The 26,042-nt window shown below is 31.4% G+C and carries 34 protein-coding genes and 1 pseudogene; 10 read left to right on the forward strand and 25 right to left on the reverse strand.

Features of this window, described 5'->3' with window-relative positions; translation table 11 throughout:
- Window positions 1–301: 301 nt before the first annotated feature.
- The 8 genes and pseudogenes from CER22_RS22720 to CER22_RS22755 form a co-directional block, all read right to left on the reverse strand.
- Window positions 302–577, reverse strand: coding sequence for a hypothetical protein (locus CER22_RS22720; protein ID WP_088609632.1), 276 nt, complete (start codon window positions 575–577; stop codon window positions 302–304).
- 284 nt (window positions 578–861) lie between these two features.
- Window positions 862–1,091 (reverse strand): annotated as a pseudogene (locus CER22_RS22725) (hypothetical protein).
- 24 nt (window positions 1,092–1,115) lie between these two features.
- Window positions 1,116–1,412 (reverse strand): hypothetical protein, encoded by a 297-nt coding sequence (locus tag CER22_RS22730; RefSeq protein ID WP_088609633.1) that lies wholly within the window; start codon window positions 1,410–1,412, stop codon window positions 1,116–1,118.
- A 205-nt stretch (window positions 1,413–1,617) separates the two neighbouring features.
- A complete protein-coding gene (locus tag CER22_RS22735; protein ID WP_256943724.1) occupies window positions 1,618–2,001 on the reverse strand; it encodes a hypothetical protein in 384 nt (127 codons plus the stop codon).
- Between the two features lie 17 nt (window positions 2,002–2,018).
- Window positions 2,019–2,531 (reverse strand): hypothetical protein, encoded by a 513-nt coding sequence (locus tag CER22_RS22740; protein WP_088609635.1) that lies wholly within the window; start codon window positions 2,529–2,531, stop codon window positions 2,019–2,021.
- 56 nt (window positions 2,532–2,587) lie between these two features.
- The gene (locus CER22_RS22745; RefSeq protein WP_088609636.1) at window positions 2,588–3,829 is read right to left on the reverse strand and encodes a glutathionylspermidine synthase family protein; all 1,242 of its coding nucleotides are present in this window, start codon (window positions 3,827–3,829) and stop codon (window positions 2,588–2,590) included.
- Between the two features lie 18 nt (window positions 3,830–3,847).
- On the reverse strand, window positions 3,848–4,558 hold the full coding sequence (locus CER22_RS22750) for a hypothetical protein (protein WP_088609637.1): 711 nt from the start codon (window positions 4,556–4,558) through the stop codon (window positions 3,848–3,850).
- Between the two features lie 160 nt (window positions 4,559–4,718).
- Window positions 4,719–4,901 (reverse strand): hypothetical protein, encoded by a 183-nt coding sequence (locus CER22_RS22755; RefSeq protein WP_088609638.1) that lies wholly within the window; start codon window positions 4,899–4,901, stop codon window positions 4,719–4,721.
- A 91-nt stretch (window positions 4,902–4,992) separates the two neighbouring features.
- Between CER22_RS22755 and CER22_RS22760 the strand changes: the two genes are divergently transcribed.
- Window positions 4,993–5,799 carry a hypothetical protein gene (locus CER22_RS22760; protein ID WP_088609639.1) on the forward strand — a complete coding sequence of 269 codons (807 nt, stop codon included), beginning with the start codon at window positions 4,993–4,995 and terminating at the stop codon, window positions 5,797–5,799.
- Between the two features lie 121 nt (window positions 5,800–5,920).
- Here the strand turns inward: CER22_RS22760 and CER22_RS22765 are convergent, their stop codons facing one another.
- Window positions 5,921–6,517: a hypothetical protein gene (locus CER22_RS22765; protein ID WP_088609640.1), complete on the reverse strand. Its 597-nt coding sequence runs from the start codon at window positions 6,515–6,517 to the stop codon at window positions 5,921–5,923.
- A gap of 41 nt (window positions 6,518–6,558) precedes the next feature.
- On the reverse strand, window positions 6,559–7,170 hold the full coding sequence (locus CER22_RS22770; protein ID WP_088609641.1) for a recombinase family protein: 612 nt from the start codon (window positions 7,168–7,170) through the stop codon (window positions 6,559–6,561).
- Window positions 7,171–7,526: 356 nt separating this feature from the next.
- On the opposite strand from CER22_RS22770, the gene CER22_RS22775 reads away from it, so the two are divergent.
- Window positions 7,527–7,706 (forward strand): hypothetical protein, encoded by a 180-nt coding sequence (locus tag CER22_RS22775; RefSeq protein WP_088609642.1) that lies wholly within the window; start codon window positions 7,527–7,529, stop codon window positions 7,704–7,706.
- A 116-nt stretch (window positions 7,707–7,822) separates the two neighbouring features.
- Here CER22_RS22775 and CER22_RS22780 read toward each other — a convergent pair whose 3' ends face one another.
- Window positions 7,823–8,467 (reverse strand): hypothetical protein, encoded by a 645-nt coding sequence (locus tag CER22_RS22780; protein ID WP_256943725.1) that lies wholly within the window; start codon window positions 8,465–8,467, stop codon window positions 7,823–7,825.
- A 677-nt stretch (window positions 8,468–9,144) separates the two neighbouring features.
- Complete coding sequence (locus CER22_RS22785) at window positions 9,145–10,218, reverse strand: Rap family tetratricopeptide repeat protein (RefSeq protein ID WP_088609644.1); 1,074 nt, start codon at window positions 10,216–10,218, stop codon at window positions 9,145–9,147.
- A gap of 245 nt (window positions 10,219–10,463) precedes the next feature.
- Between CER22_RS22785 and CER22_RS22790 the strand changes: the two genes are divergently transcribed.
- Both CER22_RS22790 and CER22_RS22795 read left to right on the forward strand, forming a co-directional pair.
- Window positions 10,464–10,703 (forward strand): helix-turn-helix domain-containing protein, encoded by a 240-nt coding sequence (locus CER22_RS22790; protein WP_088609645.1) that lies wholly within the window; start codon window positions 10,464–10,466, stop codon window positions 10,701–10,703.
- 83 nt (window positions 10,704–10,786) lie between these two features.
- The gene (locus tag CER22_RS22795) at window positions 10,787–11,038 is read left to right on the forward strand and encodes a hypothetical protein (RefSeq protein WP_088609646.1); all 252 of its coding nucleotides are present in this window, start codon (window positions 10,787–10,789) and stop codon (window positions 11,036–11,038) included.
- A gap of 220 nt (window positions 11,039–11,258) precedes the next feature.
- Here CER22_RS22795 and CER22_RS22805 read toward each other — a convergent pair whose 3' ends face one another.
- From CER22_RS22805 to CER22_RS22815, 3 genes are read right to left on the reverse strand one after another with little or no spacing between them, the layout of a single operon-like run.
- Window positions 11,259–11,633 (reverse strand): hypothetical protein, encoded by a 375-nt coding sequence (locus tag CER22_RS22805; protein WP_088609647.1) that lies wholly within the window; start codon window positions 11,631–11,633, stop codon window positions 11,259–11,261.
- A gap of 47 nt (window positions 11,634–11,680) precedes the next feature.
- Window positions 11,681–12,022: a YolD-like family protein gene (locus tag CER22_RS22810; RefSeq protein ID WP_088609648.1), complete on the reverse strand. Its 342-nt coding sequence runs from the start codon at window positions 12,020–12,022 to the stop codon at window positions 11,681–11,683.
- Window positions 12,019–13,284, reverse strand: a complete 1,266-nt coding sequence (locus CER22_RS22815) for a Y-family DNA polymerase (RefSeq protein ID WP_088609649.1) — start codon at window positions 13,282–13,284, stop codon at window positions 12,019–12,021. The genes CER22_RS22810 and CER22_RS22815 overlap by 4 nt, the downstream gene beginning before the upstream one ends.
- 399 nt (window positions 13,285–13,683) lie before the next feature.
- On the opposite strand from CER22_RS22815, the gene CER22_RS22820 reads away from it, so the two are divergent.
- Both CER22_RS22820 and CER22_RS22825 read left to right on the forward strand, forming a co-directional pair.
- The gene (locus CER22_RS22820) at window positions 13,684–14,325 is read left to right on the forward strand and encodes a DUF3967 domain-containing protein (protein ID WP_142293539.1); all 642 of its coding nucleotides are present in this window, start codon (window positions 13,684–13,686) and stop codon (window positions 14,323–14,325) included.
- Window positions 14,326–14,478: 153 nt separating this feature from the next.
- Entirely contained in the window at window positions 14,479–14,865 is a 387-nt protein-coding gene (locus tag CER22_RS22825; RefSeq protein ID WP_088609651.1) for a hypothetical protein, read from the forward strand.
- A gap of 1,245 nt (window positions 14,866–16,110) precedes the next feature.
- Here CER22_RS22825 and CER22_RS22840 read toward each other — a convergent pair.
- The 5 genes from CER22_RS22840 to CER22_RS22865 form a co-directional block, all read right to left on the reverse strand.
- On the reverse strand, window positions 16,111–16,365 hold the full coding sequence (locus tag CER22_RS22840) for a hypothetical protein (protein WP_088609653.1): 255 nt from the start codon (window positions 16,363–16,365) through the stop codon (window positions 16,111–16,113).
- Window positions 16,366–16,427: 62 nt separating this feature from the next.
- A complete protein-coding gene (locus CER22_RS22845; RefSeq protein WP_088609654.1) occupies window positions 16,428–16,688 on the reverse strand; it encodes a hypothetical protein in 261 nt (86 codons plus the stop codon).
- 222 nt (window positions 16,689–16,910) lie between these two features.
- Window positions 16,911–17,165 carry a hypothetical protein gene (locus CER22_RS22850; protein ID WP_088609655.1) on the reverse strand — a complete coding sequence of 85 codons (255 nt, stop codon included), beginning with the start codon at window positions 17,163–17,165 and terminating at the stop codon, window positions 16,911–16,913.
- Between the two features lie 85 nt (window positions 17,166–17,250).
- Window positions 17,251–17,487, reverse strand: coding sequence for a hypothetical protein (locus CER22_RS22855; protein ID WP_088609656.1), 237 nt, complete (start codon window positions 17,485–17,487; stop codon window positions 17,251–17,253).
- 466 nt (window positions 17,488–17,953) lie between these two features.
- Window positions 17,954–18,802 (reverse strand): hypothetical protein, encoded by an 849-nt coding sequence (locus CER22_RS22865; RefSeq protein ID WP_088609658.1) that lies wholly within the window; start codon window positions 18,800–18,802, stop codon window positions 17,954–17,956.
- A gap of 185 nt (window positions 18,803–18,987) precedes the next feature.
- Here CER22_RS22865 and CER22_RS33180 point away from each other — a divergent pair, with 185 nt between their 5' ends.
- The 4 genes from CER22_RS33180 to CER22_RS22880 all read left to right on the forward strand — a co-directional run bounded on the left by CER22_RS33180 (window position 18,988) and on the right by CER22_RS22880 (window position 22,073).
- Window positions 18,988–19,164, forward strand: coding sequence for a hypothetical protein (locus CER22_RS33180; RefSeq protein ID WP_179211927.1), 177 nt, complete (start codon window positions 18,988–18,990; stop codon window positions 19,162–19,164).
- A 75-nt stretch (window positions 19,165–19,239) separates the two neighbouring features.
- On the forward strand, window positions 19,240–19,950 hold the full coding sequence (locus CER22_RS22870) for a DNA cytosine methyltransferase (protein WP_088609659.1): 711 nt from the start codon (window positions 19,240–19,242) through the stop codon (window positions 19,948–19,950).
- Window positions 19,951–19,986: 36 nt separating this feature from the next.
- Window positions 19,987–20,331, forward strand: coding sequence for a DNA cytosine methyltransferase (locus CER22_RS22875; protein ID WP_088609660.1), 345 nt, complete (start codon window positions 19,987–19,989; stop codon window positions 20,329–20,331).
- A gap of 381 nt (window positions 20,332–20,712) precedes the next feature.
- A protein-coding gene (locus CER22_RS22880) for an IS3-like element ISBce15 family transposase (protein ID WP_088609675.1) occupies window positions 20,713–22,073 on the forward strand; the annotation gives its coding sequence in 2 pieces (ribosomal slippage) (window positions 20,713–21,169 and window positions 21,169–22,073; 1,362 coding nt in all).
- 415 nt (window positions 22,074–22,488) lie between these two features.
- Here the strand turns inward: CER22_RS22880 and CER22_RS22885 are convergent.
- The 5 genes from CER22_RS22885 to CER22_RS22915 form a co-directional block, all read right to left on the reverse strand.
- On the reverse strand, window positions 22,489–23,214 hold the full coding sequence (locus CER22_RS22885; RefSeq protein WP_088609661.1) for a SprT-like domain-containing protein: 726 nt from the start codon (window positions 23,212–23,214) through the stop codon (window positions 22,489–22,491).
- A gap of 195 nt (window positions 23,215–23,409) precedes the next feature.
- On the reverse strand, window positions 23,410–24,345 hold the full coding sequence (locus CER22_RS22890) for a tyrosine-type recombinase/integrase (RefSeq protein ID WP_088609662.1): 936 nt from the start codon (window positions 24,343–24,345) through the stop codon (window positions 23,410–23,412).
- A gap of 655 nt (window positions 24,346–25,000) precedes the next feature.
- A complete protein-coding gene (locus CER22_RS22905; RefSeq protein ID WP_088609665.1) occupies window positions 25,001–25,444 on the reverse strand; it encodes a hypothetical protein in 444 nt (147 codons plus the stop codon).
- Window positions 25,445–25,446: 2 nt separating this feature from the next.
- Complete coding sequence (locus tag CER22_RS22910; protein ID WP_088609666.1) at window positions 25,447–25,704, reverse strand: hypothetical protein; 258 nt, start codon at window positions 25,702–25,704, stop codon at window positions 25,447–25,449.
- A gap of 18 nt (window positions 25,705–25,722) precedes the next feature.
- Window positions 25,723–25,998 (reverse strand): ArsR/SmtB family transcription factor, encoded by a 276-nt coding sequence (locus CER22_RS22915; protein WP_088609667.1) that lies wholly within the window; start codon window positions 25,996–25,998, stop codon window positions 25,723–25,725.
- Window positions 25,999–26,042: the final 44 nt, after the last annotated feature.

Consider the following 26,042-nt stretch of genomic DNA (forward strand, 5'->3'; position numbering starts at 1 on the left):
CAATAATTCTTCTAGTTTATTATAAAATATTAATTAGTAAATAAAAAATTATTATTTGAATAAATGAAGCCAATAACATTTTATTTAAGTTAAGCAGCATATAGCAAACCCTCCTGATCGTTCATTTTAGAATATATTTTGGACGATTTTACAGTTTCATTTTTTGAGAGTATAATAATTTGTATACAATGGGTTAAAGGACAAGGAGAGTCTTGCCCTTTACAATATACTTCAACACCTAGAATGTGAGGGTAGGATCTCGCATTCTATTTTTTTGTTTTGGAAACCTTTTATGAGGTCATTAGTTTGCATAATGTCGTCTCACATAATCAGATGCAATTTCCTCTAGACAGCTATTAATATCACGTTTTTGAGCCGCATATAATTGTAACTGACGTTTAGCGTATTCACGTTCTTTAGGTGCGAATTGTTTCATCATTGAAATGATATTTTCACTTTCAAAAATGAAATATTTCTTGTTGAAATTAATTACAATTACATTGTTTTTTACAGGATGTTCACTAAAGAATTTTTGGAAAAACGGATCTGACTCTGTACTAATTAACATTGTTTGCATAGTTTTACACTCCTTTTATTTGTGTTGGCATATGGCTTTATGCCTACCTTTATTATAACACTTTTACACTTTTACACAAGTGTAAAAGTGTAAAAAATAAACTTTAAGTGAATTTTTAAAGCGTGAAAAACAATGAAGAAGCATATCCTTGCATTTATGCAAAATTATGCTTCCACTTTGTTCTCACTGATTATCTTGTTTTGATAATCCATATTTACGTTTAAAGGACATTATTGTTTCTGAATATCTCTTTCTTAAAATAATAATGTCCTTTAATTTCAGAACTATGATATAAGACTTTCTTTAATCCTTGCTTTAGAACCATATAGATTTTTTTCTTCAATAAATCTAATGTTAAATTTTCCAATAAAACAAATTCTCCATTGATTAGTAGTTCAGCAGAATCTATTGGGTACTCATTTGGACCTTCGTCTAAAACTAAACCTTTATTTCCTGAAAGAAATATATAACCATAAATATAACCTTCTCTTTTTCCTGATTGAAATTCGATCATAGTATAGTAGCTCCTTTTAAAAGATTAATTAGTTACTAGATAATCCAAGAGTTCATCTAGCAAGCCAGTGCTAGTAATGTAGTACATTATTAAAGGGATTCCTATTAAAAATAATGTCCGTAAAAAGAAAGAATTGAACTTATCAATATCTGATTGGAAAAATAAAGCAATACCAAATATTAGACCTAGTATAGTTATCATAACTAGGAATAGTTGTAGAATTCCAGGTAAATCTGAAATTTTATTAGTAACTATAAGTGTTGCTAAAAATACAGACCAGCCAAGAAATATATATACAGGTAACATTCTTAAATACTTCATATATTTTACTCCTTAAATTATTTAATATTTCTTGTTTTGAGGATATATAATTTCACTAGGGTTTTTAGGAATGTTAATGATATTATTTAGTTGATTTTGTATTTCCATCACTTTATATAGCTTACCTAATTCGGAAAGCTTACGGGATCCAAATAATAAACTTGAATTAGCTTTTTTCAAAATATTATTCCTTTCAATGTTGGATTCATTTAGTAAAGTACTCTTCTTTTGAAATGCCATTAAGTTCTACGAGAAAGCAAATTTGTACTGGTATTTTATGATTAGATGTAAGTTCAAGCTTAAATTTTGTATCATTTACCCATTTTAAAGTTGAAAAATCTGTTGAAAAACCCATTGTTTTAAAGGAAAAGAAATAATCACTAAATGCTATTAAGTATTTTTCTTTATTGATTTCCGTAATGTTTAAATCTTGAGTATTAACTAAAATAGATTTGGTTAAAGGTCCAACAGTTATTAATGTTGTGACATTATCTTGATGTTTTTTTATACATTCAATTATGTATAATGCACGGTTACAGCTAATATCCTCTTGTATATTGTTAATTACATTATTAATTTTTTTTAACATCATGTCACTCCCTTTTATTAGTTTCTTTCTAAGCTCATATGTGCAAGGACCACGTTTGTTTCTACTGGAATTTCTTCTATTTCATTAGAAATTTTAAAGGAAACCTCGCCTTCATTTAGCCCTCTAACGGTTTGAATCTTTTGATTCTCTTCATGTGTTATTTCTGATAAATAAAGTTTGTTCTGGTATGCAAATAGGTCTTTATGAGTATTGTATTGGTTAATATATATACTACCTACCTTTTCACAATTTTCATATTTGATGTATTTTGTAATAACATCTAAAGCTTTTATTAATTCGGTGGAGTTAAACTTAGGGAATATATTAAAAAACTTTTCTTTTAGGTCAATAGATACATCAACGGTAATGTGTCTATTGACTATATTAAATCCCATCTTTTCTTCGGAGGACTCTGCTCTTGTTAATCTAAATAATTTTTTAAAAAACTTATCTACTACCTTGCAAAAATCCTTTTCTGTTAGTTTATGTTGATCTAAGTTGATTTCTAATTCTAATCTAATATAGCTCATGTTTTCCTCCAATAATGATAAGCATTTTGTAATTGATAACCGGTCATTACAACTTTTTATTCTGTTGTAATGCCTATAAACATTGATAAGTTCCCTGTTATTTTTTCACCTACTCGTAAGAATAGCCCAGCAGCTTCACCACCAATTAGATGTGAACCAATTAATAGTTTACCTGTGTAGTCACCATCCCAGGTATCAATTTTACAATCAGGCATTTCTATATACTTTTGATAGATTTTATGCTGTTGATCATAGTAAGGTGTTTTATCTGCGGCTACTTCTTTCCCTTGATTGATGATTGAAACACCGGCTCCTTCTCTTCCAAAAGTTGCCTTTTTCACATAGTCTATATTATTTTCTTCAAATTTGTCTTTTGAGAAGTAAGTTGGTAAGAAGTACTTTTCAATAATGGCATGTTCCTGTTCTGTAAACCATTTATTTTGCTCATAGAGTTGCCAAATCAATGCTAAGACACCTTTGTTTTGAATAAGAAAGGCAGATGGTGGATTAATAATTTTTACTCTTCGCTGCGCAATGTGATCTAAAAACATAAGCCCAATTCGTTTTCCACTTGAATCCTTATCATCCAATAAGTACTCTAATGGATACAGGCGATATAAATATTCAATTTTAATTCCACCTGGTGTATATAGCCCATCGTCCTTTACAACTATACTTTGTATGCCTACATAATCATTTGGTTGTGGACAATGCTGCTGAATAAATTTTACCGTTTGAAAATCTTCTTCGTGCCAATCATAGCTAGTAAAGTGTATAAGATCATTGGGCTTTAATTGATAGTCAGTTATAATTTTATTCCATGCTTTATGCAGTTTCTCTTCTAAGCAGTTTGGATTTATAACATTGTGATGATCACATAATACTTGATTTGCTACAGACGGTTCTAAATAGCCAGTTGGGGTATCTGCATTAATTTCTATTAGTTTGATTTCGCCATTGTTAACGATGAAATCAAATCTAGTGAAATAAGAGAATAAACCTTCATAATGTGTTCTAGTTACTTCCCATAATTCTGTAGGTAATTTTAATTGTAAGAATCCCTCATAGCTTTCTAATAAGTATTCATAAATCCGTTGGAAGATTGTTTTTACTAAATCTGTCGCTTCTATAATATCATAATATTCCTTTTTATTGATTTTCTTTATGCTTGTAGACATGTATTGACACCATTCATCGTTCTCTAATAAGCTCGGCCAAGTAAAACCATGCATACTAGCTTGTTCAGATAAAGTAAACCATTTTTTCATATAGTCCTGTTGCTGTTGTTCGTTTAACATTCTTTTACCTCCTATAAATTAAGATCCAGCTGGGGCTTTTGCATTTCCGATTCCACTTGAACCACTAGATACTTTACTTGATGTGGATGGTTTTGATGACTGATTAGGATTATTTGTTTTAGGTGTTGATGTGTTATTTTTATTTGCACTGTCCTTATTTAGATTCACTTTATCATTTGTGCTGTTTTTACTTGTAGAAGGAGGGGTGTTAGTTGAATTATTTTTATTTGAGTTCCCTTTATTACTTGCACCTCCACCACTTGTAACAGCACTTGTATTTGAACCTCGCCCTTTATCTTTTTCCTTTGGAGCTTCTGGTGCAGGTCTTTGTGTCATTGGGGGTCTATATGTATGATTGTTATTATTATTTATATGCCCAGGATTTTTTTTATTTAGTGAATTGGCTAACATCATTCCAGCAGACCCAGCAGCAAAAGGAACTAAAGCAGAACTCCAACCATTATCATGTTCAATACTAGGGTTATCCTGTTTATCTTTGTTATTAGCATGGTTTACGGGTCCCTCTGTGGGAATCTCTTCAAAACATTCATTTCCATTTTCATCTACTTGATTAGAAGAACACTGTTTTTGAGATCCTACATCATTAGTTGTGTCTTGATCGGTTGCAAGTGAATTAATCTCATCATCACTTACACATCCTGTTAATAATGCAGTAGATATACCAAGATTGGCAGCTATTTTCATGAATTTTTTGTTACTCATTTTCATTAAGAAAGAACCTCCTATATAAAATTTTTATGTCTTTATAGTAATTATAAACTCTTTTACACTTTTACACAAGTGTAAAAGTGTAAAAATAATAACTTATGCTTCTATTTTTCACTTTAAGTATAAAAAAGAAGCATAACAAGTACGGGTAAGTTGTGAATCAAATTTTATTATTATTTGGGGATTTTACTAACTGAACTTGGAAAATATCATATTCTGTTATTCCGAGAACACGCATTTCTTCTTTAAAACTTCGCCACGGCTGAACCTTGATAGATTTTTCTGTTTTATCTCGCAATGTATAGATTCTAATATAACTCTGTTCGTGCTTATTATTATTCATTTGTGTTACCTCCTGTAATTTCATATATTTGGTATAATTTAATTTATAGAATCTAGAAAGTAAGAATATTTATATAAAGGGGAGAAGTTAAATGGAAGAAGTCAAAAGGTTAGCGATAGAAAAAGAAACCCTAAGAGAATTATATCTAAAATCAGGAAATAGATGTGCATTTCCTGGTTGTGAGAGAACAATTTTGAATGATAAAGGAAACGTCGTAGGACAAATATGTCACATAGAAGCGGCTAGCCGAGGTGGTGAGAGATTTAATCCTAATCAAACAAACGATGAACGAAGACAAGCAAGTAATTTATTATTATTATGCTACGAGCATCACATTGAAACAAATGATGTAGAAGCATTTCCAGTAGAGCGTATGCAATCTATAAAAAAAGCACACGAACAAACATATGGGGATGTAGCAAATAAGCTGTTTAGTACTATTGCAGATCAAACACAACATCAAGATTATCAATACTGTACTACATTAAAGAGCTTCTACAAATTTATGAATTGGAAATATATTGCGGAAGACGCTAAAGGAAATGCAAATGTATTTAATAAGTTAGTTGATGATTTAAGGGAATTATCCCCAGAGACTAGAGCGATTTTTAAAATAATGCTACAAAGACAAAAACCTCAAAGTACATACATAAATATAGAGGAACTTCCAGGTGTGACAGGAGTAGCAGATCAAACTATTTCTATGCACATAAGAATCTTAGAAGAAAAAAATTTCATTGAAGAATTAGACTATAATGATCGCGGTTTGCTTATAAGCTACTTTGTTCAATGGGATGGTCTTTGGGATATATGGCGTGATATTAGGGAATACACTAGACTTTCAGGTGTTACTTTAGAAGAGATTATTGATAATATGAACTTCTCATTGTTAGATTAGTTCTAAATGTAATTAATGTGTAATATATTATTAATGGGTATATTGTAGTCATTATTAATGGTTATAATAAGAGAAGACGAGAGTGAAAAACTCTCGTCTTTTTTTATGATTTTTTGTTAAATTAGAAGTTAAACACTTGATAAGGCTTTACTAGTTTGTTAATTTGCTCGTCTATTAAGTAAATTTCAGTAATACGCTCAGGAAGATCACTGCTAAAATGCTCTTTATATAGCTGGGTTCTTTCTAGTGCTAAATGTAGAGACATTTTTACCCAACACAATTTATTAAATTGTCGGGTTGTATATATATATTCTTGAGGTTTATATACCTTTCCTTCATGAATAAAGGTTTTATAATACTTGGAGAAAAAGGGTTCATCTTTATAATTAATATTTCTCACCCATACAAGCTGATTTTTGTTTATATATTTTATATTCCGTTTATGGCCTTTACGGAATTGCATTGGGCCATTAAATAGATTAGGATTATATTCATTTAAAAATGCAAAACAACCTGACCAATGTTTATCATCAATTTTTGGCTTAATAATATATGTATCATTTTCTAAAATTTGATGACTTGTTTGTAAATCTGTAACTTCCATATTTATGAATGGCAGTACATGATGAAATACATTAGAGGCATTATAAGGTTTTGATAAAAAACCTTCATTAGCAAAACGTATTACTGGTGCAAAGTGTTTTGATCGATAAAACATCTAATAAATCTCCTTTAGCAACTTTGATATAAAAAGCCCATTTATTTTTTAAATTGTCCCTCGTATTCCTTAACAACTTTGTAAAAATGAGTTTTTTTCATATTACACATCTGCATAGCTTGTACTGCTGTAATATTACAAGCTTTCCACAAACGGTATGCTTCATAAAATTCTTCTGGAATCTCCTTTGGCTTTCTCCCTAACGGTCTACCTTCTTTTTTTGCTAGTTCAATTCCTTGCCTTTGGCGTACTTTGTTTTTTGTTCGCTCTTCTTCTGCAAGCCAAGATAATATTTGTAGTACTAAATCTGTAATCAAATTACCGAGACTATCTTTATATTTTGTTGTATCAAGCAATGGCATATCCAATACGATAATATGTGCCTTAATATCTTGTGTGATTTCTTTCCATTCTTTTAAAATCGCTTCTTTATTTCTTCCAAACCTATCTAATGAGTGAATATATAAAATATCGCCTTCTCTTAACATCCTTTTTACTAATTGATACTGATCTCTGTTATAATCTTTACCACTCTTTTTATCTATAAAAATATCACGTTCACTATCTACATGTTTTTTTATATCTTCAATTTGTCTTCCCTCATTTTGGTCTTTGGTACTTACACGAACATAACCAAATTTCTTAATACTCATTATATTCTTTCTCCTATCACTCTCTTTTTCATTAATTATATCATTTTACGTTCGTTAATTCCTGTTCAAAAAAAGGACGTTCGTTATTATAAGTTGAAGGCTTTTATGAACGTTGTTTTTGTATGTATTAATACTGTACTTTAAAGTGTACCTTTTAGGAATGTTAAAATTTTACATCGAACTGAAGGTTCGAACTCGAATGCACACTCGACACTTTTAATTTTAAAAAATTCATAATTTTATTGGGAATTAAAACAATTAAGTGAAATGAAGTGGCAAGTGAAACTCCCTATAAAAGGTTAGGCAAGAAAAACTTAGTCCTTTCTTGTACTTGATCGATAAAGTGAGGTTTCATTATGAAATTAAAAGGATTTGTAAAAAAAGTAGTTAAATTTAAATTTGCAGTGATAGGTAGTTTAGGGGGTCTAGCATTCGTTTTGTCAAACATGACAAACGTTGTGGAAGAAATGACAAAACTTTTATTGGCGATGGGAAAGTGCGTAATGGCAATGAAAGAGCTTTTAAATCTGTTTTAATTTAAGTGAGGTATTGAAATGATGAAGAATGTTAATAGAATTTGTGAATTTGTTTCTATGAGATAAGTAAAAGAGTCCTAATTTAATAGGACTCTTTTTTGCTTTTTATAAAAATATTAGTTAAGCCAACCAGTTGTATATTCTGGATCAGCTTTTAAATTTAAAACATGTGTAAATGACCAGGTCCCTATAGTACCTGAAGCTGCAATTCTAAATTTACCAGTTGCAAAAGCCCACCCAGCAGATGCCCAATGGTTTGCCCCTATGTCGGTTACAATAATTGATGGATTAATATTAGTGTGTCCAACATCAGCACTTAATGTTTTCGTTACATCTCTTGAGCCTAATGGATGTTGAAATCTAACTTTCACCCAATAGATACTAGCGAAAATACCAAATATAACTACCTTTTGTGTTACGTTTCTTTCTTTAACTGCATAACTTGCAAGAGTGTTAAATGGGGCCTCATTTTGAGGCTTAACTTCTTCGACAACGCTTGCTATGATAGAGCCATTACTGAAAGATCTTGATTCACCTGGATTTAAAGTTGTAGTAGCTTGAAGTGCTTTTACAAACTCTTCACTATTAAGTGCTTTTACAAACTCTTTCTTTTCTTCATCACTTAATTGAGCATATTGTTCATATGATTTTTTTGCTTCTGGATCGGTTGTAGCTAAATGCTTGATGTGGTTTTCGAATTCGATTTGTTGTTGTTCGATGGTGTTAGTTGTTGTTTCTGTTGCGGCGAAAGACTGGTTCACAAAAAGACCTGTGAACGTTAGTATGAAGGCTAAAAGGTAGATGATTGGTTTTACTAGTTTTTTCAACATTATTCCCCCTATATTTTGTTAATTTACGTAAATGCTCCCCCCAGATAAAGTAGTTTTGATTGTTATTATCCCTAAGAAAATTAATACAACAAAAACTATAAAAATGATAATTATTGCTTTTTGTTTTTTTGTAAATAGTTTCAACTTTTACACCTCTTTTCTTGTTCTCTATTAATAAATTATCATTCATTTTAGGGAAGTTAGCAAATCCGTAAATTCATACATATATTATAATTAATTGTAAAATATTTCAATATTTTACTTACAATTGGAATATTATGGTGGATTGGTTTGTTTTGTAATTTGTAATCTCACATTCTTGTTCATTACTAATAAGTGAAAGTTAGATTAATGGTTAAAAATAGCAAGCAAAAATAAAAAGAACCTATATTGGGTTCTTTTTATTTTAATAATGATTATTTGTGTTACGCATTATAAGGGGGTAATGACATAACTTTTTAGCACTTCATTTTGTTAAATAGTTTCACCATGTGCATATTGAACAAAATCTACTTTTTCTTTTGATACAGATTGTAAATTTGTAGTGTTACTGAAGCTGAAAGATAAAAAACCTGTGACAATAGCAAAAATTAATAGAGATTTTTTCATTATTTTAAAGCTCCTTTCTCTGAAGCCTTTTTATCAGCTTCATTTGTCATATGTAGATATTTGCTCGCTTTTTCATACGATTTTAACTCGTAAAACTTATTACCTAGAACAGCTGAATAATCTTTTACGTATTTCCATAACTCTTCTTTCTTAAAATAACAAATCCCTGCCAAAATGATGTCTTCTAATTCATCTGTACTTATATTGTCATTTAATCCTTTTAGAATATTGAAATGATGAGTGTACTCTTCATTTGAAATTTTTAATCCATTTTCAATATGCAATCTGACAGTGTTTGTATCATTTAATTTGAAATACTCCTGTGCTAATAAGAACAATGTTTTTTGGTTATTTACAAGTGATCCATTTAGGTATTTAATTGCTAGTTCGGAAAGATTTTGATCTGCATACAATAATCCTAAATTATGTTTCACTTTCGCAGATAGTTTATCCTCGTTATGTTTGTTGAAAGTATTTAAAGCCGCAAGGAAGTGTTCTTCCGCACTTTCATACTGACCGAGGGAAGTACAAGCAAGACCTAGTGTGTTATTACAAGCTGCAACTTTGATTTCATACCCTGTATGCTTTGAAAATAATTCCTTTGCCTTTGTAGTATATTTGATTGCTGGTAGTGGCTGATAAATATGATAGTGGAAAGAACCGAACATATAATTAAATTCAGCTATTTCAAGTTCATCTGGAATATCTTTTAATATTGTTTCAGCTTCTTCGTATTGTTCTTTAGCAGAAGTGTAATCTCCCATATTGATTGAATAAATTGCCTTAAAAAAACAATGATAGTATTTTAGGAAGGTATCTGCTTGATCAGGTATACGATTTATCTTTTCTAAACTATCTTTATAGTTTTTAACGTCATGTGTAAGTAACTTATATCTAAAATCAAGTAATGAATAATAGATAAGTATATTTTGATCTTCTTCGATTTGATGAATCTTACTATCAATTTCTTTCTTGTAATTCGTGGATTTTAGTACATGTTGTGAAATGATGGATTGATACCAATTGTTTAGTAGATTTGTTATTTCTCCTTTGGAGACAGTTTGCACATTCATAATTAATCCCCTCACCCTATTAGTATATATTTCCATAATTTTACCATATTAGTTTTATCTGAAGGAGGTGTTGTTGTTGAAAAATAAAAAACTGATTATTCAGTTTTTAAGAAGGGGGTGTTAGTTCTTCATTTGCTTGATTTTCGCATGTGGAATTCATCGTGTTTTTTATTCGGTTGAACGTTACTTATAGGTAACGTATAATAAAATTATGTGTTACCTATAAGTAACGAGAGGTGATGGGGATGTTATTTATGCTAGATGAAATTATGACACCGAGGGAAGCGTGCGATCGTTGGGGGATTACACAAGATGCTCTGAGGATGAAATTGAAGAGAGGTAAAGATAATAAATTAGTAGATGAATTAATTAAAGGTGGAAAAATTAAATACTACAAACCTGAAGGGAAACAACGTGGAGAATGGATTTTAACGGTAGAAGCTATGGATTTGCTCTTTCCTAAAAGAAAGGAAATAGTTAAATGAATTTCTCTAAAGTGTTAACAAAGTTATCTATTTCTGTTATAATAAAGATAACAAAGTTATCACTTTTAAAGGGGATGTTATAAATGGAAAAATACATTGTAAACTATCATACTGGTGTTACAGAAGAAGTTGAAGTAAGTGATTTAAGTGAAGCTAAAAAAGTTGCTGAAGAAGGTATAGCTTACACGCAAGAAAAAATTACAATTGAAACTTTAGATGGCGAAGTAATAACAACCGCATATTGGTATGGAATACCCCCGCAAGAGGATGATAATGTACTTGAAACGGTTGGCGGTGGCTTTTATCAAACGTGGAGCGATGAACTGGGGGAGTAATTCCCCCTCTCGTTGGTTTAAAAGAGTTTGCTGAGATACTAGGTTGGGATAAAGCACGTTTAAGCACAAAGTTTTCTCGACAACGAGATGGGAAGAAAGTAAGACCATTATTACCTGAGCCAATCCAAATCCTTGCTTCTACACCTATTTGGACATTGAAACAGGCAAAAAAATATAAGGCTATAATTGATGGTAGGTTTGCTGAATAAGCAGACCTTTTTTATTTGAATTCTACATAAAATTTATTGTCAATAATTCCGAAAGTGACTTTACATGGAAATGGGTTGTTTTCTGTAGTAGCAGCTTGCATACAGGAAAGTACCCAATAATCCAATTCTAAAGGTAAGCGATATGCTTGAATACTACCATCATTGTTTTTTACTGTTATGATCGGTGTGTTTACCCTAGCTGTAGAAAAATCGTCTGTTGTAATTATTCCTACTGAATCATTAATGTGAAAACCAGTGCTGAAAACTTCGTAAATCATTCCATCTTTCTCATTAATGATCATAGGTATATTTAGTAAGGGATAGTTATTTATATCATTATGAATAACTGCTCTTGCTGTGTCCTTTCTTATCTGATTCCCTTGCATTTTTACACTCCTTTTTAATTATGCAAACGTGATTACATCAATTCATTCTATTTTACATCTATTATATTAGAGAATAGCAGTTTCATCTTGTTATGAAAAGCATCTGTACATACAACAGCGCTATTTGACGAGTCAATATCAACAACGGTCATATAACTAGAGAGCAAATAACCGTCCTCATAATATGTAATCATTATTTCCTCTTCAGATACTAAGGAACATAATAACATGTTTTCAATTCGTTCCTTTTCTTCAGTTGTTAAGATTGGACGGGTTACCTTGTTTTGCTCCTTAATCATTTCACGTATCCCGTCAAATTGAGATGTCAATGCGGCAAATGGAGTCCATTTGACCATTTTTCTTCCTTTTGGCATATTAGCATTATTCATGATTTGTGGCCTCCAATTAGTGTGTTTCTATGTCTAGCTGTAGCGCTATGCGTGTAGGAAATCCCTCGTAAAATACTGTTCTTCCCAAACTTTGTTCGTATTTCATCCATTACTTTTGTTAACTTAACTTCTTGTTCTCGTTTCGTAACATTATCAAAAAGAGAAATTTGTTCTTCCCCTTCTTGGATTAGGTTTGTTAAGGATATGTTTATGCTGCGGATGGGTTCTCCAGTATATTGTTGATGCAAAAAGTATGTACAAATCTTATAAATATCCATTGTTAGGTTAGTCGGACGATTTAAAGTATGTGTTTTTCTAATACCACCGTTATAACTCTTGCTATAACCGACAGAGAATTGAACGGTTTGAGCAAGTTTGTTTTGTCTTCTAAGGCGATAACAGACTTCTTCAATATGTTCCAATAGAACAATTGGGAATTCCTCTATTGTATAGTCACGCATTAGAATTTGGCTTTTTCCGATTGAAGTTGTAGCAGGGACGTATTTCTCCGAAATACGGCTGAAGTCGATACCGTTGCTATGTAAGTGCAATTCCTCCCCGATCTTGCCGAAGCTTTGTTTTAAGTATTTAAGGGGGTAATTGGCTAAATCCCCAATAGAATGTATCCCCTTTCGATTCAATTTTTCTTCTGTTTTGTACGAAATGCCCCAAAATTTATTGAGTGGTCGTATGCTCCATAATTTTGTTGGGACATCTTCATACTTCCAATGTGCGATTCCTTCTTTGTTTTTCTTTGCTTCAATATCTAAAGCTACCTTACTCATTAAAGGGTTCGGACCAATTCCGATCGTACATTCAATGCGTGTATGTTCATATATTTCACGTTTGAATTTCAAAGCGAATTCGTATGGGTCGTTAGCAAATAAATGAATGCTATCAGTAACGTCCAACAGAAATTCATCGCATGAATATTGGTGGAAATCCTCATAAGGGACGTATTGTAAAGCTAGTTTTGTTATGTAATTAGAGCATTTTATATATGTTCCCATAATCGGATTCACAACAAGAATATCTTTTCTTCGAGGAATCTCGTAGAGCCTTGCCATCTTCTTTACGCCCAGGGCTTTTAAGGGTGGTGTTGCAGCAAGAACGATTGAACCATTTCTATTTACATCGCCGACTACAGCCAACTTTGTATGCATAGGGTCTAAACCCATTTTAATGCAACTTACTGAAGCATAAAAGCTACGTAAATCAACACATAAGATGATTCTATTCGGTAGGATTGAATAGTCATACACTGTGATTCCTCCTTAAAACAAAAGAACGTCTGTTCTTATTATATACGAACTTGCGTTCTTTTATAAAGAGGTTTTAAAAATATAAATGTTTATTTAAGAAATATGTTTGAAGAAGAGTTCAAAACCCCAAAAACGAATCTTTAAGCTAGATTTGTTCTTTCTTTTATGTGCTTTTTTCTTTTTCTTTTTCATAATATATCCTCCTTTTTTTACTGCATGTTTCGGATTATACTCATCCTGACCTTATATTTTAAGTAAATATCTAAAGAAATTTTATTTATTTTCAAATTCCTTTATTCCGACAAAACATAGCAAAGACTGTGCGAGCTTCGTCAATGAATATTAAGAGGTATTGGAGCTTTAATATGGAATTCTCCTTATAGGAGGTGGCGTAGCGCTATGTCAGAAGCGGAGATAGTATATACCAGCAATGAGGTCTATAGTCGTTTAGGGGTGAGTGGTAGCACACTTAGAAAGTATTCGGATGTCCTTGAACGTGAAGGGTATGATGTAAGAAAGAATAGTCGAGGTAGAAGGGAATATACAGAGTTTGACGTTGTACTTATTGAACAGTTAGTAGAATTGAGTAAGCAAGATGGTATGACTTTAGAAAAAGCTGCGAAAATGATTGCAAAGCAGTTTGGAATCGCTAATAAGAAAGAGGAGTCCCAGGGATCAGATCCCGGTCCTTATCAAATGCAATATCAATATCAACAACAATATAGCGCTATGATAGAAGAAATTAATAAGGTGCAGCAAGCAAATCTATTAGAAGTGGAAAAAAGACTAGGTGATCGTATAGATCAAAAGAATAAATTAATTGAAGAGGACATTAAAGAAAGAAATAGATTAATAAAGGAAGATATGAAAGATCGGGAGGAACGAGAAGAAAGGATAGAAAAAAGGTTAGAGTTAAGGGACGATAATCTTATGAAGATGGTCAGAGAGATACAAGGAGCAAAACGTACTATTGTATCGGCACAGAAAGAAATAGCAGCAGTTAGTTTGAAAAAGAAGTCATGGTGGATGTTTTGGAAATGAGTACCTTTGGTAATGAATGTGCAGAATTTGTAGGAAGAAATTATACAATACTCTCTTGTGGATCGTTTTTAATTTATCTTGAAAAGAGATTCTAATATAGGAGATTTACATTTGTATGTTGAACTATTAATCAAGAAGGGGGCGTTCTTTTTGATGAAAGATAATGATGTTATCAATATTAAATATAAGCAAATGGATAAAGATCCTGAAATAAAAGAAATAGTTAATGGAATAGAGCGTTTAATTTTAGGAGATAAGGCTGTTGGATTATTGGAACATTTGGGTCTAACTCCTGGAAAGGTTCAAAAATCTTTAGATGAGCAATGGAAAAGAGAGTTTGATGATTTGTTAGAAGAGAATAAAAATTATATTTTTGAAGAATCACGGAATCGTTCTATTAATATGTTTCAAATGTGGATGAAAGAAATGAAAGGCACTGAAATAAAATTCACGGAAGAAACCATTTTTGCAAAGTTAGAAGAATTCCAGCAAGAGGCGGAATTGCAAGTTATAAAAGAATTGGTAGAAGCGAATTTGTAAACAATAATATGTATTTGTGTTATCAAATTACCCATAACTTACCGCATCTAAAATTTAGACGTATAAAACGAAAGAAAATTGAGAATAATTATAATGCGGTTAAATGAAACTTTTTTATGCATAAATTTCGATTGGTTAAACTACTGATCATAGTGTATTCAGTCGAGAAGGAACAGGAGATCGTCACGAATAATCAACACATACATAGCCTGGTGCGCCTATATACATCAAGTGTTTGAAAAAATGTCACAATAGGGATATTATTGTTTTTTAATTTGTTAACAATACATATGTGAAAATTGCCTGGTTCAGTTTCCCTAAATTGATACTGGGCTATTCGTGTTTGTGGTAACCTATATCTATTTGCTATATAAAAGTTAAGGATACGCTATATTTAATGATCATTATCAAAAGGGTATTATTAGAAATTTTTCTCCAAGACGTACATCAAATTCCAATAAATTTATGATTCCATCAGATATAATCTTAGCTGAGATTTTGAATTTAATATTTACATCAGAAGCAAAATAAAAAGTTACCAGTTGGTTTGGGTGTAATTAAATGTAATATTTTCACAGAAGGGTTTTATGTGGTAATTCTAACTATGGATAATGTGATTATAAGAAAATAAAAAATCCCACAAGTTATATCTTGCAGGATCACATACAAAATAGGGTATTCTGTACGTTCTTATTTTACATGAACAATCAAATATAGGTCTATAAATATGCGTCTATTATTTTAAAGTTTTAGTGGCTTTTGAACAGACAAGAGGTATTTTGATAAAGTGAATAAATACGAAAATTTATCAAGTTGAAATTTAAATTAGTTTAGTGGTATAATGCAATAGATAAATTGTTATTTTTCTTCATCAATCTCGTGTGTTTTTAGTAAGAGTTTGTTAATCACAGCCCCTTTGCACGCACCGTTAGGGGTTGAACTCTTTTAAATAATTATTTTGTTATAAATCAGCCATTTTAAAAATTCTTTTATTACAATCAATACAATACGAAAATTTACTGCCCTTATAATTTAGAGAATCATGAAAATCTCCGTTCTCACGTTCGCTCCCATCGAAATTGTGTCTCCAAATAGACGAACCAGATATTTGTACTTTCGTATAATATCCTTCCCTAGAGCCACAATGAGGGCATTCATCTATTGGCGCTTTGACCTCATTCATTTTATCCCCTCATTTCTGTACAAAATTCAAATTTGATGAAACTCTACCAATTAACGCTTTGATTAAAATTTTTGATTCTGCCATTCAGTAATACAAGCTGGTTCAATTTCTTCAAATTCTTGTGTTTCTGCATCAAGCTCAATGACAGAATAGCTAGGTACTACTAAAAATTCTTTTCCGCAAACGTTACAACTAGGATCATCAAGTGCATAAACTCCTTTAATTGTGTCAGGATTTTGCAAATCAAAATCAGCATTTTCAAAAACTACAAGACCATTACATCCTTTAACGTTGCATTTATGTGCTTCAATAGCCATTTCTCATTCCCCATTTCTTAATAAAATTCAAATTGTAATACAATAATGCTTTTGTTATAAAATCACCAAAACGTTGAAAATTGTTTATCGATAACATCCACGACGAACTGTTTATTACGTTGTAACCAACTCTGAGCTTGTTTTAATGCCCCTCTTCTTTTCATAGCTCCCTTATCGATAAGAAGCTGCTGATCGATTTGAATATTTGCTTCCTTGTAATAGTGATGATTAATGTGTACTTTGATTTCAAGTTGGTCTTTTTCATTTACAAACCTAACTGTTAAATTTCCAATCTTTTTAAATCTTGCAATGTGTAAATGCATATCGATCACCTCGTTTTTCGACAAAATTCAAAATCTATTACATTAATACTTGTATAGTTTAAAAGCTCTAAAGTGTTTTTTTCATCACCTGAGAAGGGAGGTGAATATAATTTGTATCTTTATCCCGCACTAACGGGCAGTAAGACTCCCACCTCAAAATTCAGCGGAATCAAAGAAGTTAGGTGGGGGATGAAAAAAAACCCCACTGATTAAAGTTTCACTTTATTTAGACCAGAATTCATTAATATACCAGGCTCTATTTGAATCACCTTCTGGTACATCGACAGTATGAAATAATTTTTTTTCATTTTTTAAATCGACTGCAACACAATAAATTTTTGCATCATTTGGATTTGCTTGTTCATTTTCAATTTCAATTTTTGTTACTTTTAAACGATATGGCATACGTCCATTAGTAAAGATCTCATTTACTGAAATGTTCCAGCCGTCTGTTTCTATTGTATCAACGTGTTTCATTATTTTTCACCCTTAGTTATTGTCTTGTTAAATACATTATAATACTTTTTACACTTTTACACAAGTGTAAAAGTGTAAAAAGTATTTAGTATAGTAGTTCGGAAATGAAGTAAGTAACAGCTGGAATAAGGGACATAAGAAATAGAGTGCCATAATAAATAATACGATCAGATAAACATTCTTCAATTCCAAACCATAGATTTAACTTTCGGTATTGATTTCTCAAAGCAGAAGAAAAGAAAGTTTTGAATGATTCACTTTTACTTTGATTTTGTGATAAAATAATCTCACTAGTAGTTAACTTATATAGGGTGTTAGCCATTTTTAATCATCCTTATCATCTTTTATCGTTTAAAGAGAGTTCCTGTGTGCCGCCAAGCTAACAAGGAACTTTCTTTTTTTATTTGTTTTTATGTTATAAATTATAGTTTCATATAGAGCTTAAACATTGGCCCTAGAAGGCTATATATCATATAAATCATTATTCCGATAAACGGGAAGATTTTAGAGTATTTAGGTTGAAAAATTCTACAAATACCAAAACTTATAGAGCATAAAACAATAGGAATACCAATATACCATTTAGAAAGAGGGGCTAATATTCTTTGTAATATTTCTGTCAGTATAGGTGTTTGTGAGAACTCTATTAAGGTTATAGTACTGTATAGGGTACAAAAGATTATTAGATATAGAGTTAAGTATTTTTTCATACGGACACCTCATATTTAATAGATTTCAACGTTTTAATTTTACACTTTTACACTTTTGTAAAAGTGTAAAATTAAAATCTAAAAAATAAATTCTAGTTGCTTTTCGTTACTCATTAAAGATTTATTCTCAAAGCCTTGTATATGTTCTGGATGAAAAGCAAACCAGGGGGCATATAACATACATTGTATTTTAAGTAAGTCTAAAGCAGTTCTACTCACATCTTGAGCAAACCCTTTTAAAGAATAGTTTGAAGCAGGGAGAAATGTTGAACCGCAGCCAACACACGGATCATATACAGTCTTTTGTTTATATTCTTCTCGTTTTAAAGGGTTATTTATGTCTTTATATACTACGTAGGTCATCATAATACTTAGCTGAAAAGGGGTTGGAAAGTAGCCTAAACCTTCTTTATATCCCTTTCCTGTTTGTTCACATAGGATAATCGACATATAATCACTTGGGTATTTTTGCATTAAGAAAATATTAAAGTGTTTATAATAGTGCTGACTCAATTTTTCTGTTATTTTTGGGGAGGTTTTAGTTAACGCCAATCCCCAGTGTAACCACTGAATAAATGTACTCATACTTGCTTCATGATAATCTAAACACTTTTGAATCATTTTTATAGTTGTTTCAAACCCTTTATTATTAGAGGTTACCCATTCAATTTGTGGTATTGGACCAGCACTCTCTATTGTACCAGCGTGAATAATATCAAACCAATAATCCCACCTTTTCCAAAGTAGACTATCATATCCGTATAAAAAAGGTAGTAACCAACCTCTTTTCTGTAGAGAATCTTTGTGATCAGCTGGTAAGCCATTGATTGCTTGTGCATAACACAATACGTCTTCATTTAGCTTTACTAGTTCTTCCCTACTGTATCCCTCTATCGTATTTGATTGTTGTTTTTCTTTATGATTCATAGAATCCCACCTTTCAAGTTAGGTATAAGAAGCTCTAATAAGATAATACACCTTTTTATACTTTTACACAAGTGTAAAAGTGTAAAAGTAATGTAAAATTTAACTTAAAATAAAATATTTGCACTTTTAGTAAAAATATTGTACTATTATTTAAGAACACATGTTCTTAAAAGGAGGATGGATAAATGAAGAAGGAAGGAATATACATAATTGATTCGAAGGGTGATGCAACATTTTTTTCTCCACCGGACACAGGTTTTGGAGAAATTCAAATACAATATTGTAATTCAATTCCTATTATGATGAGAGAAACCAAAACATTAAGGTTAGCCGAAACGAAAAAATCGAAGGCTGCAAGCTAGTACACAATACTAGTTTGCAGCCTTTTTTGTTTCAATCATTTTTTAACTTATTGATTTGTAAAGGAGTGGATTTGTGTGTCATTAACATTTATAGATTTTTTCGCTGGTATTGGCGGCTTTAGGGTAGGAATGGAGGAAGCATCCCATAAATGTATTGGATATGTGGAATGGAATAAATTTGCTAGAAAATCATATCAAGCTATACATAATACGGAAGGGGAATGGACAGAAAATGACATTAACAATATTAAACCAGGAGCAATACCAAAAGCAGATGTGTGGACGTTCGGATTTCCTTGTACCGATATTTCCATTGCATCAGGAAGAGCAACCGGACTTGCAGGAGCAAGATCTGGACTATTTTACAAAACGATTGAACTTCTCAAAAGCCAAAAAGAAGAGGATAAACCTAAGTACTTGTTCATTGAAAACGTTAAAAACCTCTTTTCAGTTAACGGAGGATGGGACTTTTCCAGAATTCTCATTAGCCTGGATGAAGCAGGGTATGATGCTGCATGGACTTTGCTTAACACAAAAGATTTCTCAACTCCAGAAAGACCAGTGCCACAAAATAGAGAACGAGTATTCATTATTGGACATTCTAGAAGACAGCGACAAAGTACCAGAAAAGTATTTCCTGTCAGACAAAATCACTCAAAGACTCGTATTAGAAAACTAGGAAATGTAAATCCTAGTGGGTGGGGGAAAAGTGGACATATATATGATCCTAAAAAGCTATCACCTACCCTTACATGTGGGGATTCTCCTAAAATTTTAGTTAAATAATAAGCTTAAAATAGAGATAAAGGGAGGAAGAGTATTATGGAAACATATAAAGTACGTATTAGAGAAGCGACAAAAAAAGGGTATAGTGAGGCAAAAATGGGTGATAGCATTAATTTTTCTGTACCTGGTAGTACAACTAGGAGAGGCAGAGTGGGGAAAAGGGTTGCTCAAACATTAGATACTGCTTGTAATCAAGCAGTACTCACAAAAAATCATAGAATTAGACGACTTACTCCAAAAGAATGTTGGAGACTACAGGGATTCAGTGATGAACAATTTGAGAAAGCTAGACAGGTAAATTCAGATACTCAACTATTTAAACAGGCTGGTAATTCTGTTAGTGTCCCAGTTATATATGCGATAGCGAAAAACTTAAAATAATTACTTGTGAGATTCTATTTGTACCTGTTGCAAGGTATAGATAGGATCTTTGTATTTTTCTATTGAATTTCACTTGAAATAGATAAATTAGTAGATGGTATGGGGATAAAAATGGTAAACTTAAATAAGTAATTGTATATTGTGAGGGCGGTCGAGTTGCTATCCTTTCTCTTATTTAAGAGAGAAAGGAGGTGACTTTACATGGATTTTTTACTTAATTTATTGCAAGATGCTGTAAAAATCTTTTTTACAGTATTTGTGACAGCTTATGCAAATAAGCTTGTCAAAAAGATCGGCAGTAAACGTAAAAGAACCGCCCCTAAAATGAACCGCACCCAATTTGTTAGACAAATAACTAACAATTGGAGGTGCGGTTTTATTATGTCTAGAAAATATAAATTCGAATTAAAAAGAAATGCCGTTGAACATTATTTAAATACAAATGATTCTTTTAAAGTGACTGCCAAAAAATATCAAGTCAGTATATCGTTATTAAAAGAGTGGGTGGCACGTACTAGAGAACAAGGAATAGAGTCCTTAAACTCTAAATGTACAAGGTATGACATGCAGTTTAAAATGGAAGTATTGAATTTTATGAACAATACAGGAGCTTCGCCCCTACAAGCGGCCGCTATGTTCAACGTTCCATCTCCTCGTACCGTTAGGAAGTGGCGATCAATGCTAGAATCACAGGGGATAGATGCTCTTCGTAAAACAAGTAAGGGGTACTCCACTGTGAAGAAGAAACAGGCTATTGCACCTAAGAAAAAACAAAATATTAACTCTCAAAATGATTTACAAAAAGAAATTGAATACTTACGCATGGAAAATGCTTATTTAAAAAAGTTACACGCCTTAATTCAACAAAAACAACAATCTCTGAAAAAGACAAAGCACACATAATATATGAGTTAAGGCATGAATATAAAATTATCGACTTGATTAAAGCGGCTGAAATGGCTCGTAGTACATATTATTACTGGGTGAAACAAATGAGTCGTGAAGATAAATATAACGAGGTTAAAGAAAGGATTAAGCAGATTTTTCAGGAACACCAAGGGCGATATGGCTATAGGCGTATCACACTTGAATTACGTAATCAGGGCTATACCATTAACCACAAAACCGTCCTTCGCTTAATGAATCAATTAGGGTTAAAATCGTTGGTAAGAATCACTAAATACCGCTCTTATCGTGGGAAGGTTGGGAAGGTAGCGCCAAATGTCTTAAAGCGTGATTTCAAGGCCTCTAAGCCTAATGAAAAGTGGGTTACAGATGTTACTGAAGTTCATTTGTTTGGTGAAAAACTCTACCTATCTCCTATTCTAGACTTGTTTAATGGTGAGATTATTTCCTATAATATTGAGAAACGCCCTACATTCCTTCTAGTCGAAAGGATGTTAGATAAGGCTTTAAAATGCTTGGATAAAGAAGATACTCCTATCCTTCATTCAGATCAAGGTTGGCACTATCAAATGGATAGGTATCAATATATTTTAAGAGAAAATAATATAACTCAAAGTATGTCCCGTAAGGGAAATTGCTTAGATAATGCAGTCATTGAAAATTTCTTTGGCTTATTAAAATCTGAATTACTTTATCTTAAAGATTTTGAAAGTATGGAACACTTTAGGGAAGAACTAGAGAATTATATTTATTATTACAATAATAAAAGGATTAAGGCAAAATTAAAAGGATTGCCTCCTGTAAAATACAGAATTCAATCCTTATTAGCTGCTTAAATATGTGTCTAACTTTTCGGGTCCAGTTCAAAAAATGCCTGCAAGCGAAAGGGCGGTTCTAAAAAAAGATAATTTAATTTAGCAACCGACCACCTTGCGGTAGCAGTTACTTGGACAGGATGTTGACGCATCCTGTCTTTATTAGTTTATACACACTGTTTAAAAATATACTAGCTGCTAATAATTATTATATCAACTAATATAATAATTGTTAATCAATTTGTTTGAAATTCTTATATTTATGATTGTTATTTTAATAGTTTGCATAGATCTTAATTATAAGATTGTTATTAGCCTATATATAGCATTATATGTTCCTTTAATATAAATACATTAAAAAGTTGTAAAAGCGCTGTTAAAACTGAATCTGAGAATCCGTTTTTTAATAATTACATTAGGGATTTTTCATTTGCTTTTATTCATCTACTTCCAGAGTTTCATTACAATCACCACATTTAATATTTGCACTTAATTTAGTAGTTCTTACAATGAGATCGCAACCAGGACAGGTCCATCTGTAATAAGACTTTTTTTTCTTTTTTTCCTGGGTTGCTGGTGTTGTAGCAACAGCAACATTATTATTTGAATCTATTAATGCAGCTTCTATTGAGTTAATAGTATCACTTATTTCTTGAATGCGTTGAAATTGTTCTCGTCCCTTCCGAGAAATAGTAAAAATAGATTGGTCAATCTCCATCTTTGAAATAATTTTTTTTGTTTCATCACTAAGTTTTGCAAAGGACCAACCATAAACTGGATCAGGTTTATCCGTTTCATACATAAATCCACTCTTAATAGCCCTTTCCTTAAAATTTTTATTATGATAGGTATTATTTCTTGAAGTATCTTGAATATCATGTACTTTGTTGTACAAGTGAACCATTTCATGGAGAAGTGTATCCATAGTTTCATAGAATTCGTAATCTATGTATTCTGCGCTAATGTTAATCTCGTATAATTTATTGTTTCCTTCTTTATCGCCCCATATTTCCTTTGTAGTACACCATCCCATTGCCAATTTATGATGATAAGAGCTTTGAATTGTAATTGCTGCAGAAGGTAATGTTCCTTCAAAAAAATGATGATTAAAGATATTATAAGCTCTATATAATTCAGCATTAATTTTATCAATTGTAATCATAAGTAGAATCTCCTTTTATTTTTGAATACTAGTATTCAAAAATATTATAGTTTTTTGCTTTCTGAAATTATAAATTGAATACTAGTATTCAATTTTATTATTCGGATTTAGCAGCTGTTACCTGGATACTAGGGCTAGATAAAGTTCGTAATTTGGTGTATTCAGGAATTTTGGCCAAGAAATATTGTTCGTGTTTTAAATTTTATTTTTACTTACCAATTCATGGAAAAATTTGATGTAAGGGTATAGAGATTTGGGACTTTTTAAACCTAACATTAATTTGATTTGAAGCGGATCTATTCCATCACGAAGAGCGTTTAATATAAAACGGTTTCTTAAAGTGGTTGGAGTAACATGTATATTAGCTCTTTTATTCTCTTTTTGAAGCATCCGCTGTATAGCAACCTTTGTAAAAGGTTTTGGTGCATCTAGACCATAATCCCATCGAAATGCTTTACGTGCGAAATCAAAGGCAATAAACAGGGAATGATCAGAATGCTGTTGAGGTCTTAATATATCTGGAATCTCTTTGTAATAGGCGAATAACAGCTTTTGATCGTCCTTTGAAAGTTGTATTTGTCTAGCAAGCAATGAATCTTTACCAGGTGTAATCACACCTGTACCTAAATTTACATTTTTCATTGTCAAAGTTACCAAATCATTAACAGAAAGTCCGTAATAAAGCATGAAATGTACTAATAGCGTATTTCTATTTATAATATAAGGTCTTCCTGTTGCTTGGTTTTCTGAAAGCCCATCGTAGCTTTTTATAATGGATAAGAGCTTATGTATTTCTTCATCAGTTGCAAAGTTATTTTCTTTTAAATTAGATGAAGGATCTTTGTTTACTTCTATTTTTGCATTGAAATAATCTAAGCAGCTTTTAATATGTATATATTTTTGTTTCAGTGTTGAATTTTTGTATCTTTTTAACGATTTAAGAGAGGATAAATACTGTTCAATATCATTACTATCTAATTCTTTTAAAAGTGATTTTGAGACATTCTGGTGAGTTTGAAGCCAATTAAAAAATGAATTAATATCATAAAGGTAACGAGTAATTGAAGAATCTTTACGTCCATTTTTTCGCATATATAAATGGTATTCCTCTGTTAGATGGTCAAAAGTCATTTTATATACTCCTTTTTAGTCAAAATCGTGTACCGTATTATAACATAAAAAAAAGAAACCAAGCCATAGGGGATTCTTGGTTCGGGTATTTCCTTCTATAAAGTTCTTTCTACTATGCTCAACATTATCATACATGTGAAAATTGCTGGAAATACAATTCTTATTACCTTTTCTAAGGGATCTGGAAGTTCCAGCACTACATATAATAAGCTAAAAAATATATATAAAATAAAGAAGCACATACAAGAAATACTTAAGATCCATAATACTGAGGCAAACATTATTTCTTCCTCCACTTAAAACATAAACACGCTTTTCAAAAATTCTAGAATACCATTCAGAAAAATATCTGTTTTACCGTTCATTATCGCTATAATTCCGAAAAAAATAATGATAGGGGCAATAACCCATTTTATAAGTTTCCAAATTGCATTTAGAAAAAAGTATAAACAAATTATGCAAAATATAAATTTAAAAATATTAAAACTAAATTGAGGAAAAACAAATGAAAACTTTATTAATATGATACTTACTAATAGTACTTTTATACATGAATAAGATCTTTCTAATATATAGACCATCTCTTTTCCTCCTAAACTATTTTTCTACTTTTACACTTTCGCTTTTGTCAACGCTATAGGCTTATATATTAAGGTTACTGTTTAATAAGCTTAATAATTTTTACTGGTTCATACATTTCTATTTCTTCATTTTTTGAATCTACTCTTTTGGTTTCAAAAGATACCATATAACACTCACCATTCAGTTGTACTTCAGCTTGTAAATCTTTATCTATCCAATACGACCCTGTATTTGAATTTAGGTATGTCCCAAACAAGAAATAGTTACCTGTTCTATTTATCATTTGAAAATACTTACTACTAGTATTCAGTTCTTTTTCAACCATTTTTTCCGCTATCTTCACATTTTCTCTACTCTGTTCTATCGTTATAGCAGACTCTTTATTACTTTCGTTAAGACAATTTTCTCCCCAATTAGCAATCGACATTACCGCTAAACCAATTGCAATTAACATTAGAATACAAATCAAGAATTTAATTAATTTTTTATCTTTCGCTTTTATTTTCACTTTATTCATATCTAAATCACCTTATAATTAATTTCTGACATGAATTTCTTTCCCCTAATAATTCTACCTGTTTCATCTACTGATCCCCTATATTCGAAGTTACATAGAGGACACCATAAACGGAAAACCCTATGATCCTTTCCTATAGACAGGCCAACTTGACTTGGGCGACCGTTACTATCAATTGATGCAATAACTGATAAATCACCTATAAATCTAAGATCAGCCCCACATTGACAGTGAGGCTTTTCATATTCAGTTTTTTTCACTTGTAAATCCCCTCTCTATTAATGTTTTAACAAAACTTCAACAATGGCTTTAGCTTTTGCATTTTCCACTCTATAATAAGATTCCTGTCCTAATTTATTGAACCTAACAATTCCTGTTGTTCTTAGTTTTGTTAAATGCTGTGATACTGTTGACTGTGGGATATTAATTTCCTCAACTAGTTGTGAAACATTACAACCACCTTTTTTTATAAGTTCATTTACTATATCTAATCTAACTGGATGTGCTAATGCTTTTAACATATCAATATCTTTTTCTGGAACAATATTTATCATAATGAATCTCTCCTTATCAACTTATAATTCTATTATAACACTTT

It is taken from the genome of Bacillus sp. K2I17 (assembly GCF_002209985.1).
GTDB classification, from domain to species: Bacteria; Bacillota; Bacilli; order Bacillales; family Bacillaceae_G; genus Bacillus_A; species Bacillus_A wiedmannii.

Coding starts and splice junctions, on each gene's coding strand:
- CER22_RS22720 (WP_088609632.1), bottom strand. CDS start 577: ATGCAAACAATGTTAATTAGTACAGAGTCAGATCCGTTTTTCCAAAAA.
- CER22_RS22730 (WP_088609633.1), bottom strand. CDS start 1,412: ATGAAGTATTTAAGAATGTTACCTGTATATATATTTCTTGGCTGGTCT.
- CER22_RS22735 (WP_256943724.1), bottom strand. CDS start 2,001: ATGTTAAAAAAAATTAATAATGTAATTAACAATATACAAGAGGATATT.
- CER22_RS22740 (WP_088609635.1), bottom strand. CDS start 2,531: ATGAGCTATATTAGATTAGAATTAGAAATCAACTTAGATCAACATAAA.
- CER22_RS22745 (WP_088609636.1), bottom strand. CDS start 3,829: ATGTTAAACGAACAACAGCAACAGGACTATATGAAAAAATGGTTTACT.
- CER22_RS22750 (WP_088609637.1), bottom strand. CDS start 4,558: ATGAAAATGAGTAACAAAAAATTCATGAAAATAGCTGCCAATCTTGGT.
- CER22_RS22755 (WP_088609638.1), bottom strand. CDS start 4,901: ATGAATAATAATAAGCACGAACAGAGTTATATTAGAATCTATACATTG.
- CER22_RS22760 (WP_088609639.1), top strand. CDS start 4,993: ATGGAAGAAGTCAAAAGGTTAGCGATAGAAAAAGAAACCCTAAGAGAA.
- CER22_RS22765 (WP_088609640.1), bottom strand. CDS start 6,517: ATGTTTTATCGATCAAAACACTTTGCACCAGTAATACGTTTTGCTAAT.
- CER22_RS22770 (WP_088609641.1), bottom strand. CDS start 7,170: ATGAGTATTAAGAAATTTGGTTATGTTCGTGTAAGTACCAAAGACCAA.
- CER22_RS22775 (WP_088609642.1), top strand. CDS start 7,527: ATGAAATTAAAAGGATTTGTAAAAAAAGTAGTTAAATTTAAATTTGCA.
- CER22_RS22785 (WP_088609644.1), bottom strand. CDS start 10,218: ATGAATGTGCAAACTGTCTCCAAAGGAGAAATAACAAATCTACTAAAC.
- CER22_RS22790 (WP_088609645.1), top strand. CDS start 10,464: ATGTTATTTATGCTAGATGAAATTATGACACCGAGGGAAGCGTGCGAT.
- CER22_RS22795 (WP_088609646.1), top strand. CDS start 10,787: ATGGAAAAATACATTGTAAACTATCATACTGGTGTTACAGAAGAAGTT.
- CER22_RS22805 (WP_088609647.1), bottom strand. CDS start 11,633: ATGCAAGGGAATCAGATAAGAAAGGACACAGCAAGAGCAGTTATTCAT.
- CER22_RS22810 (WP_088609648.1), bottom strand. CDS start 12,022: ATGAATAATGCTAATATGCCAAAAGGAAGAAAAATGGTCAAATGGACT.
- CER22_RS22820 (WP_142293539.1), top strand. CDS start 13,684: ATGTCAGAAGCGGAGATAGTATATACCAGCAATGAGGTCTATAGTCGT.
- CER22_RS22825 (WP_088609651.1), top strand. CDS start 14,479: ATGAAAGATAATGATGTTATCAATATTAAATATAAGCAAATGGATAAA.
- CER22_RS22840 (WP_088609653.1), bottom strand. CDS start 16,365: ATGGCTATTGAAGCACATAAATGCAACGTTAAAGGATGTAATGGTCTT.
- CER22_RS22845 (WP_088609654.1), bottom strand. CDS start 16,688: ATGCATTTACACATTGCAAGATTTAAAAAGATTGGAAATTTAACAGTT.
- CER22_RS22850 (WP_088609655.1), bottom strand. CDS start 17,165: ATGAAACACGTTGATACAATAGAAACAGACGGCTGGAACATTTCAGTA.
- CER22_RS22855 (WP_088609656.1), bottom strand. CDS start 17,487: ATGGCTAACACCCTATATAAGTTAACTACTAGTGAGATTATTTTATCA.
- CER22_RS22865 (WP_088609658.1), bottom strand. CDS start 18,802: ATGAATCATAAAGAAAAACAACAATCAAATACGATAGAGGGATACAGT.
- CER22_RS33180 (WP_179211927.1), top strand. CDS start 18,988: ATGAAGAAGGAAGGAATATACATAATTGATTCGAAGGGTGATGCAACA.
- CER22_RS22875 (WP_088609660.1), top strand. CDS start 19,987: ATGGAAACATATAAAGTACGTATTAGAGAAGCGACAAAAAAAGGGTAT.
- CER22_RS22885 (WP_088609661.1), bottom strand. CDS start 23,214: ATGATTACAATTGATAAAATTAATGCTGAATTATATAGAGCTTATAAT.
- CER22_RS22890 (WP_088609662.1), bottom strand. CDS start 24,345: ATGACTTTTGACCATCTAACAGAGGAATACCATTTATATATGCGAAAA.
- CER22_RS22905 (WP_088609665.1), bottom strand. CDS start 25,444: ATGAATAAAGTGAAAATAAAAGCGAAAGATAAAAAATTAATTAAATTC.
- CER22_RS22915 (WP_088609667.1), bottom strand. CDS start 25,998: ATGATAAATATTGTTCCAGAAAAAGATATTGATATGTTAAAAGCATTA.